The sequence below is a fragment of the Arthrobacter woluwensis genome, assembly GCF_900105345.1.
In the GTDB taxonomy this organism is placed as follows: domain Bacteria; phylum Actinomycetota; class Actinomycetes; order Actinomycetales; family Micrococcaceae; genus Arthrobacter_E; species Arthrobacter_E woluwensis.
In genome coordinates, this window is record NZ_FNSN01000003.1 from 545,553 (window position 1) to 562,897 (window position 17,345).

The following is a 17,345-nucleotide window of genomic DNA, read 5'->3' on the forward strand; positions in this document are numbered from 1 at the left end:
ACAACGCGGTCACGAAGGCTCACCGGCCGCGCGAAGAGCCCGTTGCACTTTCCTGACCACGCTCGGCCACGTTCCGCGGAGGTCGGCGGCGCTGATGCGTAGTTCCTGCCAACCCAGCTCCGCCGTGATCGTGGCTCGCGCGATATCCCGGTCGTACTGCCGCTCTGCCCCGTGAACCTTGCCGTCGTATTGCACGCTGAGCCGTTGCCGCGGGTAGGCGAGGTCGGGCCACACCCGCGGGTTGCCCCAGGGGTCGTAGAGAACCACATTGAGCTCCGGCTCGGGGACGCCATGATCCACCAGGATCAGGCGCATCCGGGTCTCCTGCACCGAATCCGCGCCCGGGCGGATCAGGTCCAACGCCGCCATGGCGTTCCTCTTCCCCTTCATCTTGGGGTGGGCCATCGTGACGCGGCGGAGGTCGGCCACCGTGCAGAGCGGCACCCGTGGAAAGGGGTGATCCGGGCCGTGCTCATTGACGAGGTGGTCTCCCGCCGCCACGAGATCCGCGAGGGGCAGATGGTGCGCCAGATCCAGCCAGGTTCGTGCCGCCGAGGTGATGCGCACACCGGCCAGGTACTCGACTTCCCCTGGCAGCAGCAGCGTTCGATGCCCGACCACGCCGGCGCGCCGAGGGTGGGTGCCACCCCGTGTGCGCGAAACGTGGATCCGCTGGTCACACCAGAACGGCAGAGGGATGCCGCGGGCGCGTGCAGCGGTCAGCTCGGAGACCGCCGTCGCGTCGTCAAGTGCGGTCAGAGCCCGAAGGCTCGCCAGGAGTGTCGGATCCGCGCCTCGGGGAATGCGTATCCCACGGCTCGGCGCCCGCAGGTCTGCGGCCCGGAGGCGGCTGCTGGACACACCACTCTCCCGTGCCTCCGCCACGGTGAACGAGGTGTTCAGGAATCGTTCGGGAAGTTCTTGTGCTCTCATCCGTCCATCGGAACAAGGCGGGAGCGCGGATGGCCGCGCTGTTCCGGCTATGTGGATGGCTCAGGTTTCCGGTGGCTCCCGGTTCCCGCAGTTGCGTGCTCAGTAGTTGCGGGTCCTGGCCCGAAATACCCGCAACTACTGAGCACGCAACTGCGGGGGGTGTGGACGGCGTGGAGTGGGGCGTGGAGTGGGGCGGGGTTGTCCTGCGGGTCAGGCGGCCTTGTCCTTCGCCGGGGCCTTGACCGGGATCAGGACCAGCAGGCCGGCCAGGAGCACCACCATGATGCCCAGGATCCCCCAGCGCTGGGCCTGACCCTCCGCGACATAGTGGGAGGCGACGGCGATGGAGATGGTGAAGAGCGTGGGCGCCAGGAAGGAGACGGCGCGGCCCGTCGTGGCGTAGAGGCCGAAGAGCTCGCCGACCTCGCCGTCGGGAGCGAGCCGTCCCAGGAAAGCCCGCGCGGAAGCCTGCGCCGGCCCCACGAAGAGACAGAGCAGCAGGCCGAACACCCAGAAGGTCAGCTTGCCGTGCCACTGCATGCCGAAGAAGGAATATTCGCTGTTGCCCAGGATCAGGATGGCCGTCCCCGCCACGAGGAGGCCCACCAGGGACAGCTCGATCACGCGCTTCGGCCCGATGCGGTCGTCCAGGAAGCCGCCCAGGATCGCCCCCGCAGCGGCCACCACGTTCCCGAAGACCGCGAAGAAGATGACGTCCTTGAGCTGGAACCCGAAGGTCCCTGCCGCGATCACGCCGCCGAAGGTGAACACCGCGGCGAGACCGTCCCGGAACACCGCGCTCGCCAGGAGGAAGTAGATGGTGTGCGGCGACCGCCGGAACAGGGCCCGGATCCGCCGGACGAGCACCACATAGGACTGCAGGAATCCCACCCGCGCCTCGCCCGGCTGAACCGGCGGTTCCGGGACCCGGAAGAACACCGGAAGCGCGAACACGCCGAACCACACTGCCGAGAAGAGCGCCACGAGGCGGATGTTGAGGGCGTCGTCGGTCGACGCGCCGAACCAGTGGAACGCCGGCTGGACGAACAGCTGGAGCACCAGCAGCAGCGCCACGATCCCGCCCAGGTACCCGGCGGCCCAGCCGAAGCCGGAGACCCTCCCGATGGTCGACGGGGTGGAGATCTGGGTCAGCATGGCGTTGTAGTTGACCCCCGCCAGTTCGAAGAACACGTGCCCCACGCTGATGAGGATCACGCCGAGCAGGAGGTACTCGGGTTCGGGCCGCACGAAGAAGCACAGCGCCATGAGGATGACCACCACGGCGCTGTAGATGCCGAGCCAGAGCTTCCGCCGTCCGCCCGCATCCGCGCGCTGTCCCGTCACGGGGGCGAGCAAGGCGATCGCGAAGCCCGCGAGTCCGAAGCCGAGCCCCAGCACGCCGGACGCGTGGTCCTCGCCGCCGAATGCTTTGGACGTCAGGTAAACGGTGAAAACGAACGTCGTCATGACCGCGTTGAACGAGGCCGAACCCCAATCCCACGAGGCCCAGGCCAGGACCATGCCCCGCCGCCGTCCGGTCTCCTGCGACACGTGTTCGCTACCGGCGTTGTAAGTCGCTTCGGGGCTCATAGCACGAATAGTAACGGGCGCCAGTTGCTAAAATGAGAAGACACCTGTTTAAGGAACCGCTCCGGATGACAGGACTGCCCGCGGCCAGCAACACCGGAAGTGGTGATGACCACGTGACCCTAGTCCTCTGTTCCCTTTTCGCGCTTGCCGCGGTGGCTCCGCTGATCTTCAAGCGCCTGGGGCGGAACGCCTTCTACCTCCTGGCCGCGGCCCCTGCCGCCGCCTTCGTCTGGCTGCTCTTCCAGTACCCCGCCGCCTACGGCGCAGGCCTCGTGGAGCACTTCGACTGGATCCCGCAGCTCCAGCTGGACCTGACCTTCCGCATGGATCCGCTGTCCTGGGTGATGTGCCTCCTGGTCCTCGGCGTGGGATCGCTCGTGCTCGCGTACTGCGCCCGCTACTTCAAAGCGGACGACGCCGATCTGGGCAGTTTCGGCGCCCAGCTCCTGGCCTTCGCGGGCGCCATGTTCGGGCTGGTCACCTCGGATGATCTCATCCTCATGTTCGTGTTCTGGGAACTGACCACGATCCTGTCCTACCTCCTGATCGGGTACGCCCGGGCCCGCCTGTCCGCCCGGCGCTCCGCCCTCACGGCCCTGATCGTCACCACCGCCGGCGGTCTGACCATGCTGATCGGCCTCCTCATGATGGCCCAGATCACCGGGACCAGCCGCGTCTCGACCCTCCTGGAGCGCGCCCCGGCCCTGCTGACGGGCGCGAACCGCGACGGCGCCGCGGCCGCCGCGCTGGGCGTCGCCGTCGTGCTGGTGCTGGTCGGCGCGATCACCAAGAGCGCGCTCTTCCCGTTCCACTTCTGGCTGCCCGGCGCGATGGCCGCGCCGACCCCGGTGAGCGCGTACCTCCATGCCGCGGCCATGGTGAAGGCCGGCATCTACCTCGTGGCGCGCCTGGCACCCGGGTTCTCGCAGGCCGACACCTGGCTTCCCGTGGTCCTCGGCCTGGGCCTGATCACCATGCTGGTGGGCGGGTACCGGGCGCTCCGCCAGACGGACATCAAGCTCATCCTGGCGTACGGCACAGTGTCGCAGCTCGGCTTCCTGACGATGGTGGTGGGCCTCGGCACCCCCGAAGCTGGACTCGCAGGCCTCGCCCTGCTCCTCGCGCACGGCCTCTTCAAGGCCGCGCTGTTCCTGGTCGTGGGCATCATCGACCATCAGACGGGCACGCGCGACGTCCGCAAGCTCTCCGGGGTGTTCCGCTCCTCCCGGGCGCTCGGCGTCGTGGCCGTCCTGGCCGCGGCCTCCATGGCCGGCATCCCGCCGCTCGCCGGATTTGTGGCCAAGGAGAGCGTGTTCACGGCGTTCGTCGACTGGGCCACGGGTGAGACGTCGACGGCGCCGGGGCCCTGGGGCCCGGTGGTGCTGATCGGCATCGTGGTGGGATCTATACTCACGTTCGCATATTCCGCTCGGTTCATATGGGGGGCTTTCTCGACGAAGCCGGGCGTGCCGCCCACGCCGTTCAAGCCGATCCGCTTCTCCTTCCTCGCGTCGCCCGCGATCCTGGCCGCGCTCAGCCTCGTCTACGGCCTGTGGCCGGTGCCGGTGGATTCGTGGGTCCAGCCGTACGCGGCGCTCTTCCAGGAGACCGAGGAGCACATCGAGGAGGCGGCCTCCGCCGGCCACCTCGAGCTGTGGCACGGCTTCACGGCCGCGCTCGGCCTGACCGCCGTCACGTTCCTGGTCGGCACCCTGCTGGTGGTCGCGCGGGAGCGGGTCACCCGCTTCCAGGCAGCGATGCCGAAGGTCCCCGAGGCGGACCGGGTGTACCAGCACGTCATCGGCGGACTCGATGACACCGCTGTCTGGGTCACGGGCCGCACGCAGCGCGGTTCCCTGTTCTTCTACCTCGTGGTGATCCTCGCCGTCGCGGTGATCATGCCGTCCGTCACCCTGCTCTGGCACGGCCAGGCGGTGCCGTCCAATCTGTACTGGATCGACCCCGGCTCCCCGTTCCAGTGGCTCATCGGCCTGGCGATCGTGATCGGCGCCTTCGGCGCGGTCCGCGCCGACAAGCGCTTCATGGCCGTCCTGTTCGTCTCCGTGACGGGCTATGGCATGGCGCTGATCTTCGCCTTGCAGGGAGCTCCCGACCTCGCGCTGACCCAGATGCTCGTGGAGACGGTGGCCCTGGTGGCCTTCGTCCTGGCCATGCGCCGGCTTCCGCCGGAACTCCGGGACCGCACGGGCGGTCACTTCCGGGTGATCCGCGTGATCCTGGGCCTGGCCTTCGGCGCCGCCATGGTGGTGTTCGCGCTCTTCGCCACGGATTCCCGGGTGGCGACGCCCATCTCGCTCGACTTCCCGAAGCTCGCCTACGAACAGGGCGGCGGACTCAACGTGGTCAACGTGACGCTCGTGGACCTGCGCGCCTGGGACACCTTCGGCGAGATCTCGGTGCTGGCGCTGGCCGCAACCGGCGTCGCCAGCCTGATCTTCGTCCGGAACATCGGCAACAGCCTCGGCCGCAGCGCCGGGGTGGAGACGGGCAGTGTCGGGCGGGTGCGCGTCCAGGCGGAAGGCTCCGCGGAGGCCGCGGCGCTGGCCACGGCCCGGAAGTTCGGGGCGCCGCCCCGCGCCAAGACCGGCGTGGCCCTGCGGAACCCGTGGATCGTGGCGGGCCGGACCCTGGCGCCGGAACGCCGCTCCATCCTGTTCGAGGTGGTCACGCGGCTCATCTTCCACACCATGGTGGTGCTCTCCGTGTATCTGCTGTTCGCGGGGCACAATCTCCCGGGCGGCGGGTTCGCCGGCGGCCTGATGGCCGGCATGGCCCTGACCATCCGGTACCTGGCGGGCGGTCGCTTCGAGCTCGCGGAGGCTCTCCGGATGAGTCCGGGTCTCGTGCTCGGCATCGGCCTCGCGCTGGCCGCCGTGTCAGGGCTCGCCCCGCTTCTGCTGGGCGGGAACGTGTTCCAGAGCGCCATCGTCCACTTCAGCCTGCCCGTGGTGGGCGACGTGAAATTCGTGACGAGCACCTTCTTCGACATCGGGGTGTATCTCGTGGTCATCGGCCTGGTGCTGGACGTGCTGAGGGGCTTCGGCGCCCAGATCGATGTCGAACTCGAGGAGGAAAGCGAGGTGGCGGCACGATGAGCGCCAATATGACCCTCCTGGTGATCATGGGGATCCTGTACGCGTGCGGCATCTACCTCCTGCTGGAGCGCAGCCTCACCCGCGTCACGCTCGGCCTCATGCTTCTGGCCAACGCCACCAATCTGCTGATCCTGGTGACGGGCGGGTACGCGGGCCTGGCGCCGCTCTTCGTCAAGGGCACCGACCCGCACGACTACAACGACCCTCTCCCGCAGGCCCTCATCCTGACCTCGATCGTCATCAGCTTCGCGGTCACGGCGTTCATGCTCGGCATCATCTACCGCACATGGGTCCTGGGCCGCCAGGACGTCATCGCGGACGACACGGAAGACCAGAGAGTGGCCAACACGCCCAGCTTCGACGCCGAGGACGACGCCGTCATCCCGGACGAGACCACCGAGTTCCCGCTCACGGCCGACGACGACGCCCAGCACGGCGCGGTCCTCGCCGCCGTGGGCGCGGCCACCCACGCCCACGGCGCCGCTCGCAGCGACGGCTCCGCGGGGGAGGGCGACGGGAACGCCGAGGGCTCCAGCAGCTCCACCGGCTCGGACAGCTCCGAGGGCACCCGCTCCACGGCGTCCAGTGCGGGGGCCGCCCTGGCGGACGGCGTGGGCACCGAAACCCGCTCCGCCGACGGTGGGACCCGCGGTCCCGCAGCCGACGGCGCCGGCCCGCAGCCCGGCGTCGAGCCCCAGGAAGGCTGGAACCACCGCGCCGACCCTGAAGCCGACCATGGACAGCACCCCGAGGAAGGAGGGCGGGCATGAGTGTCAATCTCGCGTACCTGGCCCCCTTGGCCGTTCTGCTGCCGATCCTGGGCGCGGCCGTGGCGTTCACGCTCGTCCGGCACCCTCGGGCGCAGCGCACCGTCAGCGTCTCGGTCCTCTCCCTGACGCTGCTCCTCGAGTGCTTCCTCCTGGCCTCCAGCTGGGACGGTGGCACCACGGCCGTGCGGCTGGGGCACTGGTTCCCGCCGTTCGGCATCGTCATGGTGGTGGACGCGTTCTCGTCGCTGATGCTCGTGGTCTCCTCGGCCGTGAGCCTCTGCGTGCTCCTGTACGCCTCGGCTCAGGGCGCCAGTGAATCCGGTTACGACGGCCCGGTGTCGATCTTCCACCCGAGCTACCTGATCCTGATCGCGGGCGTGTCCAACGCGTTCCTCTCGGGCGATCTGTTCAACCTCTACGTGGGCTTCGAAATCCTGCTCACCGCGAGTTACGTGCTCATGACCCTTGGCGGGACCGAGGCGCGCATCCGGGCCGGCGTCACCTACGTGGTGGTGTCCGTGGTGTCCTCGCTCCTCTTCCTGATCGCGATCGGGATGATCTACGCGGCCACCGGAACCGTCAACATGGCGGACCTGGCCGTGAAGCTCGCGCAGCTCGACCCCGGCATACAGACTTTGCTGCACGTCATGCTGCTCGTGGCGTTCGGCATCAAGGCGGCTGTGTTCCCGCTGTCCTTCTGGCTCCCCGACTCGTATCCGACGGCCCCTGCGCCGGTCACCGCGGTGTTCGCGGGCCTGCTCACGAAGGTCGGCGTCTACGCGATGGTCAGGACCGAGACGCTCCTGTTCCCGGGCGACACCCTCAACCAGCCCCTCATGGTGGTCGCGCTGCTGACCATGGTGGTCGGCATCCTGGGCGCGGTCGCGCAGAACGACATCAAACGTCTCCTGTCCTTCACCCTCGTCTCCCACATCGGGTACATGGTGTTCGGGCTGGCCCTGAGCTCCACCGCGGGGCTGGGCGCCGCCGTCTTCTACGTGGCGCACCACATCACCATCCAGACCTCGCTCTTCCTGGTGGCGGGGCTGGTGGAACTCCGGGCGGGCAGCTCATCCCTCGACCGCCTCGGCGGTCTGGGCAAGCTGTCCCCACTCCTGGCCGTGCTCTTCTTCATCCCGGCGATGAACCTGGCCGGCATCCCGCCGTTCTCCGGCTTCCTGGGCAAGCTGGGCCTGCTTCAGGCGGGCGTCGCGCAGGGGACCGTGCTCGCCGTGATCCTCGTGGTGGGTGGCGTCTTCGCCTCGCTGCTGACACTGCTGGCGATCGCCCGCGTGTGGAACCGCGCCTTCTGGCGCACGACCGACGACGCCGAGGACCCGGAGCCCGAGCTCCTCACCACGGGCGCTGCGGCACGGCGCCTCATGCCGCGCGGTATGGTCGCCCCGACGGCGGCACTCGTGGTCCTGGGGGTGGCCCTGACGGTGTTCGCCGGTCCGCTCTTCGGGCTCGCGGACCGCTCCGCCGCCCAGATGCTGGACCGCAGTTCCTACATCCACGCGGTGCTCGGCCCGGACGTGGCGGTGCCGCCCCTGGAGGCGCCGCCGTCGTCCGCCGAGTCCCCGGCCACTGACAGCCCATCCGCTGACACCTCGGGAGGTGCACGATGAGTCTCCACCGCCGCAAGATCCGCTTCCTGCAGGAGCTGCCCCTGCTCATCTGGCTGATGCTGGTGTGGGCCATGCTCTGGCAGGACTTCAGCCCCGGGACGCTGCTCTTCGGGGCGCTCCTGGCCATCGCCGTGACGCGGGTGTTCTACCTGCCGCCGGTGCAGCTGAGCGGTCGCTTCAACGTGTTCCACGCGATCGCGTTCGGCATCGAGGTGCTGGCACGCATGGCGTGGGCGTCCCTCCAGGTCAGCCTGGTGGCGGTCTTCCAGGGTCCGAACGTGCGGAACGCGGTGCTGAGCGTGCCGCTGCGCAGCCACTCGGACCTCATCCTGACCGCGGTGGGACACGTCAGCTCCTGGATCCCCGGGTCCATGGTGGTGGAGGTCGACCGCTCCACGTCGACCCTGTACCTGCACGCGCTGGACGTGCACACCGAGGCCGACGCCGAGAAGGTGCGCGCCGGGGTGCGGCGCATCGAGGCGAAGCTCATCGAGGTCATGGGCTCGCGCGAGGAACTGAAACGACTGCGGGCCGAACGGACCGGGGAGGTGACGGCATGATCAACCCGGTCTTCGTGACGGTGGCCGTCGTGGCGCTGGGGCTCGCCTCCGCCGCGGCCATCTACCGCATCGCCAAGGGCCCGTCCCTGCTGGACCGCGTGCTCGCCACGGATGTGCTGCTGAGCATCGTGATCACCGCCCTGTGCATCGACATGGCCGTGCACCGGCACCTGAACAATCTGATCCTGGTGATCTCGCTGACCGTGGTGGGCTTCATCGGTTCCGTGACCGTCGCACGCTTCGTGCAGGACCGCCGTGAGGAGCCCCGCGATGACCGCTGACGGGAACAGCATCGACTGGAACAGCGTGGTCGACATCCTGAGTGGTGTGGCCCTGACCTTCGGCGCGCTGCTGAGCCTGGGCGCCGCCGTGGGCATGGTCCGCTTCCCGGACCTCATGAGCCGCATGCACGCCGCCAGCAAGCCGCAGGTCCTGGGTCTGCTGCTCGTCCTCGTGGCACTGGGGCTCCAGATGAGGAGCTGGGTGGTCTGGCCCGTGCTCCTGCTCGCCTGGCTCTTCCAGCTGCTGACGGTGCCGATCTCGGCTCACATGGTCAGCCGTGCCGGCTACCGCACCAAGCACCGTCACCCGGAGCTGCTGACGGAGGACGATCTCGCCGCCGTCGTGTCCCAGGCCGCGGAGGAGCGGAAGACGCAGGACTGACCGTCCCTTCCCTCAGGGGACGCCCTCAGGCGGGGGCCGCGCCCAGGGCGGCTGCGGCGTCGCGCATGGCCTGTTCCGCCGTGGCCACGGTGATGAGGCTGTTCCCCGCCGTGATGTGCAGGCCGTACGCGTCTTCCAGCGCGACGAGGTTCATGGCCAGGGTCTCGGCGGGCAGGCGGAGGGTGAAGTCCCCGCTCGCCGCGCCGCCCTCCAGGACGCCCCGGTAGGTCCGGAGCTGGCGCCGGTACATGGTCTCGACCAGTTCATGGTGCAGCGCGGAGTTCCCCGCGAGGACGTCGAATTCGTAGAGCAGGCGCATGAGGGCGTCGTCCGGGCCGCTCGGAAGGCCGTGCCGGATGGCTGCCGCGAGACGGGCGGCGGCCGTGGGCAGACCGGCCACGATCTCGTCCCGGGCGTCGCAGAACCGAGCGACGCCGGCGCGGTGCGCCTCCACCAGCAGCTCGTCCAGATCCTCGTAGTAGTAGAGGACGGCGCCCCTGGTCAGGCCGGCTTTCGCGGCGACGTCGGTCATCGAGATGGAGCGCAGCCCGCGCTCCGACGCCGCCTCCAGTGCAGCGGCCACGAGCTTCTCGCGTCGTGCAGTCTGGTTGCTCGGCCTCGCCATGCCTTGACGTTAGCAGAGCGCCGGTGCTTCACTGAGAGAGTTATTTGACGTTGATGTCAAAGAATTCTTCTGACTCCCGACAGGACCCCGCCATGCTCGATCTCCTCCTGACCCGCGCGACCGTCCGGACCTTCGATCCCGCTCAGCCGTGGGCTGAGGCCGTGGGTATCACCGACGGCCGCATCAGTTACGTGGGCAGCGCGGCGGACGCCCCGGCGGCCCGCCGGACCAGGGACCTCGACGGCGCGCTGGTCACCCCGGGCGTGATCGACTCGCACAACCATCTCCTCCTCGGCTTCGACGCCGACGCGGTCAGTCTTGAGGGCGCCGAGACGCTCGAGGAGGTCCGCCGGCGGATCAAGGAGCTCGCGGACCGTCGCCCCGAGCTCGACTGGATCTGCGCCGAGAACGCCGTCTACTCGGTGGTCCACGGCCGTCGCCCGAACGCCCGTGACCTGGCCGGCCTGACGGACCGTCCGGTGTTCGTCACGACCTACGACCAGCACTCCGTCTGGCTCAACGAGGCCGCACTGCGGGTTCTGGGGATCAACGACGGTGGCGGCATCCCGTGGGGCAACCCCGAGCTCGACGCCGACGGCCGCCCCACCGGCTGGGTCACCGACTTCTACACGAGCGCCATGACCACGGCGGGTCTCGCGGGCCTCCAGCGCGACATCCCGATGTACTCCCCGGACCGCCGCTACCGGAAGTTCCTCTCGAGCCTGGAAATGGCCACGGCCACGGGCATCACCACGGTCGTGGAGCCGCAGGTCCCCCTCGCCGAGGTGCCGCTCCTGGACCGTGCCATCCGCGAGGGCAAGCTGTCCTCCCGGGTCATCGCGGCGCTCTTCCACCCTGTCGACGCCGACGACGCCTTCCGCCGCGAACTCCGCGACGCCGTCGACCACGGCCCGTCCCACGACCGCCTCCGGCTCGGACCCATCAAGCTCTACGCCGACGACGTGATCGAACCTCACACCGCCTGGATGCTGGACGATTACGCGAACCGTCCCGGCCATCGCGGGCACCCTTCGGCGGCCCTGGGTGAACTCACGCGGATCGTCACCGAGCTGGACCGCCTCGGCTTCCAGACCCACACCCACGCGACCGGCGACGGCGGCATCCGCCTGGCGCTGGACGCGATCGAGCACGCCGCGCGGGCCAATGGGACCACCGACCGCCGCCACGGGATCGTCCACGTCGAATGCCTCGACCCCGCGGACCTGCCCCGGTTCCGTGAGCTGGGGGTCACCGCGGCCATGCAGCCGCGGCACTGCTCCCCGGATCTCGTGGCCGGGACGTGGATGGAGAACGTGGGCGAACAACGCTGGGACCGTGCCTGGCGGTTCCGGTCGCTCATGGAATCCGGGGCTCACGTGGCCCTGTCCAGCGACTGGCAGGTGGGCGAGATGGATCCCGTGGTGGGCTTCTACTCGTCGCTGACCCGGGCCGGGCTGGACGGTTCGGACGCCTGGACTCCGGCGGAACGCCTCACCCTGGACCAGGCCCTCCGCGGCTACACGGCCGAGGGCGCCTGGGCCTGGCACGCGGAGCACGAACTCGGCGTCATCAGGCCCGGGGCCCTCGCGGATCTGGTGGCCTGGAGCGGGAATCTCTACGACCACGAGCAGGACCCCGCGGCGCTCCTGGAACACCGCGTGGCCCTGACGCTGGTGGGCGGCGAGGTGGTGCACGACGCCGACGTCGACCCGGCGCCGGTCCCGGTCTACGGCGGGCAGTCGCACTGCTCGGCCCACGACAGCCACGCGCCTGCCGAGGGCTGAAGTCCCCGAAACGCCACGAGTGGGCCTTTCGATCACAGGATCCCGGACGGGATGGTGAGTGAAAGACCCACTCGCGATGCGGGTGGCGCGGCAGCCGTCAGATCAGACGACGTCCCGCGACTTGTTGAACTTGGCGATGGCCTGCTGGGTGCCACGGTTGGTGAGGACCTGGATCACGGCGCTCACGGCTGCGGAGATGACCGCGAAGCTGAGGGCCGCGCGGAGGCTCGCCTCGGCGTCGTCGCCCTTCTGCGGGGGCTTGTTGCCCGTGGCCTTCTCCCACGCGGCGTTCACCAGCTTCGACCCCACGAGACCTGCGCCGATGCTCACGGCCGTACCGAGCAATTTGAACAGAAGCTGCATGTTTCTCCCTCACGGTAATGACAATGCCGTCACTGTAAGCCTAGTACGCGAGGGGCCCCGAACGAGCTTGCGAGTTTGGGGAGCGGACTGGGCGCTAGTACGCGAGGGGCCCCGAGCGAGCTTGCGAGTTTGGGAGCCGGTGGGGAGCTTGCGAGTTTGGAACGCGCTGTCTCCGAAACGACTGAGCCCCCGCCGGGTGGGCGGGGGCTCAGCTGTGCGCGACGGGTCAGCGGCCGGCGTTGACCGGGTCGCTCTCGGGCTCGTCGTCACGCTGGGCCTTCTGCTCGCCGGCGGCCGGGACCACGGGGATCATCCCGGTCTCGATCAGCCGTTCGCGCTGCCGGGCTTCCCGGCGGCCGCCCGGGATCGGGCTGCCGAGCTCGCGCGGTTCGGCATCGGGGAGCTGGATGAGCGCATGGGAGCCGGTGTGGGCGTGCGGCTCCTCCGGCTGCTCGACGACGACGCGCTTCCCCTTCGCCTTCTTCTTCGGCTTCCCGGGGCTCGCCACGGCGGTGGCCGGGGCGGTCGACGCGGCGCCCGCTCCGGAGGCGGCAGGGGCGGAGACGCCCGCCGTCGCCGTGGCCAGGGCGGGAGCCGTCCCGTCGGCGTCGTCGGTCGTGGCGGAGTCCTCACCGTGGTCCTGGTTCAGGCGTGCGCCTTCCACGTCGACGTCCGGAAGGTGCTTCTCCAGCCAGGCCGGCAGCCACCAGGCCCGCTTGCCCAGGAGGTGCATGGCCGCGGGGATCAGGGTCATCCGGACCACGAACGCGTCCACCAGCACGCCGAATGCCAGGGAGAAGCCGAGCGGCCGGACCATCGTCAGGTGGTTGAAGATGAAGCCCGCGAACACGCTGGTCATGATGATCGCTGCGGCGGTGACCACGACGGCGGCGTGCTTGAAGCCGATCCGGACGGCCGCCTTGGCCTTCGCGCCGTGGACGTAGGCCTCGCGCATGCCGGAGCCGATGAACACCTGGTAATCCATGGCCAGGCCGAACAGCACGCCGATCAGGATGATGGGCAGCATGCTCAGGATCGGACCGGGATGCGGGACGTCGAACACGGAGCCCAGCCAGCCCCATTGGTACACGGCCACGACCGCGCCGAACGAGGCGGCCAGCGACAGCAGGAAGCCGGCCGTCGCCAGGACGGGTACCCAGATGGACCGGAACACCAGGAGCAGCAGGATCAGGGACAGGCCCACCACGATGCTCAGGTACAGCGGCAGGGCCTCGATCAGCTTGTTCGAGACGTCGATGTTCGCGGTGGTCTGACCCGTGAGGCCGATCTTCACGCCGAGATCGCGCTGGATGTCCGCTCCCTTGGCACGGATGTCCGCGACCACCTGGACGGTCTTCTCGCTCGCCGGGCCCTCGGTGGGGATCACCTGGAAGACCGCGGTCTGGCGGTCGTCGCTGAGCTTGGCGGGCACGGCCGCCACGACGCCCGGCACGGAGCGCAGGCGGTCGGCCAGGTCGAGCTGCTTGAGGGCGGCATCCTGCTCGCTGAGACCGGCCGGGAACTCGCCGACCACGACGATCGGCCCGTTCATGCCGTCCCCGAAGGACGTGCTGATGGTGGAGTACGCCTTGTAGGCGGAGGAGTCGGCGGCCTCGGAACCGCCGTCCGGCAGTGCCAGGTGCAGCTTCTGCGCGGGGAGCGCCACCACGCCCAGTACGACGACGGACACCACCACGGCTAGCCACGGCCACTTGGTGACCCACGCGCCCCAGCCGCGGGAGGCGTCGTCGTGATCGGCCAGCGGGTGCGCGGCGCTGTCCGCGGCGCGACGCCAGCCCCGCTTCGAGATGACACGCTTGCCGATCAGCCCGAGCACCGCGGGCGTCAGAGTCAGGGAGACGAGGACCGCCACGGCGACCGTGGCCGCGGCGGCCAGGCCCATGAGGCTCAGGAACGGCAGACCGGGGACGGCGAGGGCGGCCAGGGTGATGACCACCGTGACGCCGGCGAAGAACACGGCGTTGCCGCTCGTGCCGGTCGCGCGGGCGACGGATTCCTCCATCGACATGCCGGACAGGATCTGACCCCGGTGCCGGTTGACGATGAAGAGGGAGTAGTCGATGCCGACGGCGAGGCCGAGCATGAGGGCCAGGATCGGCGTCATGCTGTTCATCTGGATGACGCCCGAGAGCGCGATGGTGCCGCCGACGCCCACGCCCACCCCGGCGATGGCCATGAGGAGCGGAAGACCCGCGGCGATCAGGGTGCCGAGCATGATGATCAGGACCAGCACCGCCACGCAGAGACCGATGATCTCCGCGGGTCCGGCCAGGCTGCCCAGGTCTTCGGAGAGTTCCTTGCTCGGGTAGACGTTGAGGCCGGTGTTCTCCGTGGCGACCAGGCTGTTCACCACGTGGTCCCGGTCCTCGGTGGAGAGGGCGCTCAGGGAGCCCTTGAAGCTGATCTGCGCGACCGCGACGGTGTTGTCCTTCGAGACGAAGCGGATGCCCTGCGAGGCATCGGACTTCCGCTTGTTGAAGTCCAGCTCGGCCTGGTGGGCCGCGAGTTCCTTGGCCGCGGCATCGGACTTGGCACGGCCGGCGTTGTAGTCCTTCTCGGCGGCGGCGATCTGGGCGGCTGCGGCCTCGGCCTGGGCGGCGGGCACCTGCACGCCCGAGTTCTGGGCTGCGGCGGCCTGCGCCTTGGCGCTGTCCAGCTGCTTCTTGGCGTCGTCCAGCTGCTTGTTGCCGGCATCGAGCTGGGCCTTGCCGGCGTCGAGCTGCTTCTGCGCCGCGGCCAGCTTCGCCGGTGCGGCGTCCACCTCGGCCTGCGTGGTGAACGGGTCCACGCTCGACTGGACCTGCGACGTGCCGTTGAGCTTGTCCAGGGCGTCGGAGACGGCCTTCTTCTGGTCATCCGTGAACGGCTTGCCGTCCTTGTTCTGGAAGACCACGGAGGCCGTGCCGCCGGCCGCCTCCGGGAGGGCCTGCTTGAGGTGGTCGATGACCCGCTGGGTCTCGGTCCCCGGGATCTTGAACTCGTTGGTCAGCTGCCCCTTGAACAGCGCGGCGGAGCCGCCCACGGCCAGGAGTACCACGAGCCAGAAGGAGACGACCCACCAGCGGTGCCGGTAGGAGAACTTGCCGAGCCTGTAGAGCAGGAGTGCCATGGTCTGTGCCTTTGTTGGTGCCGGTGGTGCGGGGCGGAGTGCGAGTGGACGGGAGGTCTGGGGTTCGGGGTTTCCGGGTTCCCGGGTGGGCCGGGCCGGGGCGGGCCGCTCAGGCGAAGCCGTTGCGGAGGTGCTGGAGGGCCTGGGTGATGAGGTTTCTGAGGACCATGCTGTCGGCATCCGTCACCTGTCCGCTGCGAGGAGCCTCGTGTTCCAGCCAGAACTCCGTGGCGGCCTTCCCGGCGCCGATGATGGCGCCCACCATGGTTCTGACGAAGAAGGGGTCCGCTTTTGTTCCCAGACGTTCCACCGCGGCCGCGCTGAGCTTGCTGGTGGCATCATCCCAGGCCATGAGCTGCCAGCGCTGGACCTGGGGCTGATTCTCGGTCAGGAGACACATCCGCGCCATGCGGGAGAGTGATCCGGGCTCGACGAGCGCCATGACCGCGGCGATCGCGGAATCGAGGATCGTCTCGTCGGCGGGGCGCTGGCGGAACTCCCCGATGGCGCCGTCCAGGAAGTTCTGGACCGTGGCCGCCAGGGCCGCCTCGGGGCTCGGGAAGTAGTTGAAGAAGGTGCGGCGGGAGATGCCGACGGCGTCGGCCAGGTCCTCCGCCGTGAAATTGCCCAGGCCGTTCTCGGAGAGCAGGTTCACCGCGGCCTCGATGATGGCTGCGCGGGTGGCCTGCTTGTTGAGCTCGCGGCGGGAGGTCTTCTCCTCCGCGGAGCCGCCGTGGGGATGATCCGGTGGAGTTCCGTCCAGGAAAGTGGTGGAGTCCATGCTCCGATGGTACGACAATTTGTGCACCCAGTGCAATTAGGGGACCGAGTGCAAAGTTTGGGGTGGCGCTCGGCCCGCTCGTGAGTCCGCTATGAAGGGGGCGAATCCGCTGACTCGTGGAGCGGATTCACCACGTTGACAGCGGACTCAGCGCCAGGCGGCGGACCCCGGGGGCCGGTGGGGAACCCGTGGTGGAGGGCTCGGCGGACGCCCCGGTCTGAGGGCGGTGCTCAGTTCCCCAGAACCTGGTCCAGCGGGGACTTCAGGGTGTTGTAGTCGCTGGAGTCGACCTGCAGCAGCTGACCTTCCAAGACCAGGGACGGGGTGCCCCGCAGGCCGAGTTCCTTGGCGTCGTCGAGGTCCCGCTGGACACGGGTCGCGACGGCCGGGGAGGCGAAGTCCTTGGCGAAGCGGTCCATGTTCAGCCCGAGCTCGCGGGCGTACCCGGTGAAGGTCTCTGCCTGGCCCGACGTGGACTTGGCCCACTCGGCCTGCTTGCTGAACACGAGGTGGCTCATCTTCTCCAGGGCGCCCTGTTCGGCTGCGGCCTCCACGGCCTTGGCCGCGAGCGGCGCGTTCTCATGCATCGGGAGCGGGAAGTTGCGTACGACGATCCGCACCTCGGACCCATACTCCTTCTTGGCGCGCTCGATCAGCGTGTCCATCTTGGCGCAATACGGGCACTGGTAGTCGGTGAAGAGGATGAGCGTGGTCCGCGGCTTCGCCGGGTTCGCGATGATCCGCGCATCCGAGGGGACGAGCTTCGCCATGAGCTCGGCCGACGGCGTGGCCGGTGCGGTGCTGCTGGGCGTGGCGCTCGCGGACGGCGCGGAGACGTCGGACGACGACGGCGCCCCGCACGCTCCCAGCGTCCCCGCGGCGACCACGAGGGCCAGGGAGGCGAGGAGGGTCTTGGCGGTCGATCCGGCCTTCTGGGTGCGCATCAGTCTTCTTCCATCGTCACGTTCGGCTTGCGTGTGAGCCTAACGAGGGCGCGGAGACGGGGCCAAGTTTCGTGAGGCGGGCCACCCGTGCGCTGCCCGTGGGCGTGGCGGCGAAGTCGCTATGAGGGGTTCGAGATCGCTACGGGCGACAGCGAGGTCGGGCTCTCCATAGCGAGTTCAGCCGTCGGTGGGCGTCCCGCGATCACCCGGCCCGGGCCGACTCCCGCGGCACCCGGGGAATGTGACAGTGGGGCCTGCGCCGGCGTCGTCGTGCAGGTATAAACTGGGAGGCACAACGAACGACAGGGGAGCGCCGCCACCTCAGGGTGTGTGGGCGCTGAGAGTGCGGAGCAACCGCAGACCCTCGAACCTGATCCGGTTAGTACCGGCGATAGGGAGTCGAGCATCTCAGAACGTGCCTCCGGGCACCTCCCCTCCTGTAATCCCAGGAGGATGAC

The 17,345-nt window shown here is 69.2% G+C and carries 13 protein-coding genes, 1 pseudogene and 1 riboswitch; of the genes and pseudogenes, 7 read left to right on the forward strand and 7 right to left on the reverse strand.

The window, feature by feature from the left end:
* Positions 1-9: 9 nt before the first annotated feature.
* Entirely contained in the window at positions 10-933 is a 924-nt protein-coding gene (locus BLV63_RS03130; RefSeq protein WP_066213928.1) for an endonuclease domain-containing protein, read from the reverse strand.
* 210 nt (positions 934-1,143) lie between these two features.
* On the reverse strand, positions 1,144-2,523 hold the full coding sequence (locus tag BLV63_RS03135) for an MFS transporter (RefSeq protein WP_066213930.1): 1,380 nt from the start codon (positions 2,521-2,523) through the stop codon (positions 1,144-1,146).
* 113 nt (positions 2,524-2,636) lie between these two features.
* On the opposite strand from BLV63_RS03135, the gene BLV63_RS03140 reads away from it, so the two are divergent.
* From BLV63_RS03140 to mnhG, 6 genes and pseudogenes are all read left to right on the forward strand, one after another.
* Positions 2,637-5,639: a Na+/H+ antiporter subunit A gene (locus BLV63_RS03140; RefSeq protein WP_373277845.1), complete on the forward strand. Its 3,003-nt coding sequence runs from the start codon at positions 2,637-2,639 to the stop codon at positions 5,637-5,639.
* A pseudogene (locus tag BLV63_RS19195) lies at positions 5,636-6,109 on the forward strand (Na(+)/H(+) antiporter subunit C); the annotation flags it as partial. The gene BLV63_RS03140 and the pseudogene BLV63_RS19195, both read left to right, overlap by 4 nt.
* A gap of 296 nt (positions 6,110-6,405) precedes the next feature.
* Complete coding sequence (locus BLV63_RS03150; protein WP_066213935.1) at positions 6,406-8,037, forward strand: Na+/H+ antiporter subunit D; 1,632 nt, start codon at positions 6,406-6,408, stop codon at positions 8,035-8,037.
* The gene (locus BLV63_RS03155; RefSeq protein ID WP_066213938.1) at positions 8,034-8,597 is read left to right on the forward strand and encodes a Na+/H+ antiporter subunit E; all 564 of its coding nucleotides are present in this window, start codon (positions 8,034-8,036) and stop codon (positions 8,595-8,597) included. Before BLV63_RS03150 ends, BLV63_RS03155 begins: the two co-directional genes overlap by 4 nt.
* Entirely contained in the window at positions 8,594-8,878 is a 285-nt protein-coding gene (locus BLV63_RS03160) for an MrpF/PhaF family protein (protein ID WP_066213942.1), read from the forward strand. Before BLV63_RS03155 ends, BLV63_RS03160 begins: the two co-directional genes overlap by 4 nt.
* Complete coding sequence (mnhG, locus tag BLV63_RS03165) at positions 8,868-9,260, forward strand: monovalent cation/H(+) antiporter subunit G (RefSeq protein ID WP_066213945.1); 393 nt, start codon at positions 8,868-8,870, stop codon at positions 9,258-9,260. Before BLV63_RS03160 ends, mnhG begins: the two co-directional genes overlap by 11 nt.
* 25 nt (positions 9,261-9,285) lie before the next feature.
* Here the strand turns inward: mnhG and BLV63_RS03170 are convergent, their stop codons facing one another.
* Positions 9,286-9,885, reverse strand: coding sequence for a TetR/AcrR family transcriptional regulator (locus tag BLV63_RS03170; protein ID WP_066213948.1), 600 nt, complete (start codon positions 9,883-9,885; stop codon positions 9,286-9,288).
* A 92-nt stretch (positions 9,886-9,977) separates the two neighbouring features.
* Here BLV63_RS03170 and BLV63_RS03175 point away from each other — a divergent pair, with 92 nt between their 5' ends.
* Positions 9,978-11,669 carry an amidohydrolase gene (locus BLV63_RS03175; protein ID WP_066213951.1) on the forward strand — a complete coding sequence of 564 codons (1,692 nt, stop codon included), beginning with the start codon at positions 9,978-9,980 and terminating at the stop codon, positions 11,667-11,669.
* Positions 11,670-11,771: 102 nt separating this feature from the next.
* Here the strand turns inward: BLV63_RS03175 and BLV63_RS03180 are convergent, their stop codons facing one another.
* The 4 genes from BLV63_RS03180 to BLV63_RS03195 form a co-directional block, all read right to left on the reverse strand.
* Positions 11,772-12,032 (reverse strand): DUF4235 domain-containing protein, encoded by a 261-nt coding sequence (locus BLV63_RS03180; RefSeq protein ID WP_066213955.1) that lies wholly within the window; start codon positions 12,030-12,032, stop codon positions 11,772-11,774.
* Positions 12,033-12,258: 226 nt separating this feature from the next.
* A complete protein-coding gene (locus BLV63_RS03185; protein WP_074783971.1) occupies positions 12,259-15,162 on the reverse strand; it encodes an MMPL family transporter in 2,904 nt (967 codons plus the stop codon).
* A 109-nt stretch (positions 15,163-15,271) separates the two neighbouring features.
* A complete protein-coding gene (locus BLV63_RS03190) occupies positions 15,272-15,943 on the reverse strand; it encodes a TetR family transcriptional regulator (RefSeq protein ID WP_066213958.1) in 672 nt (223 codons plus the stop codon).
* A 230-nt stretch (positions 15,944-16,173) separates the two neighbouring features.
* Positions 16,174-16,887: a DsbA family protein gene (locus BLV63_RS03195; RefSeq protein ID WP_066213962.1), complete on the reverse strand. Its 714-nt coding sequence runs from the start codon at positions 16,885-16,887 to the stop codon at positions 16,174-16,176.
* Between the two features lie 294 nt (positions 16,888-17,181).
* Positions 17,182-17,302, forward strand: a riboswitch (TPP riboswitch).
* Positions 17,303-17,345 lie beyond the last annotated feature (43 nt).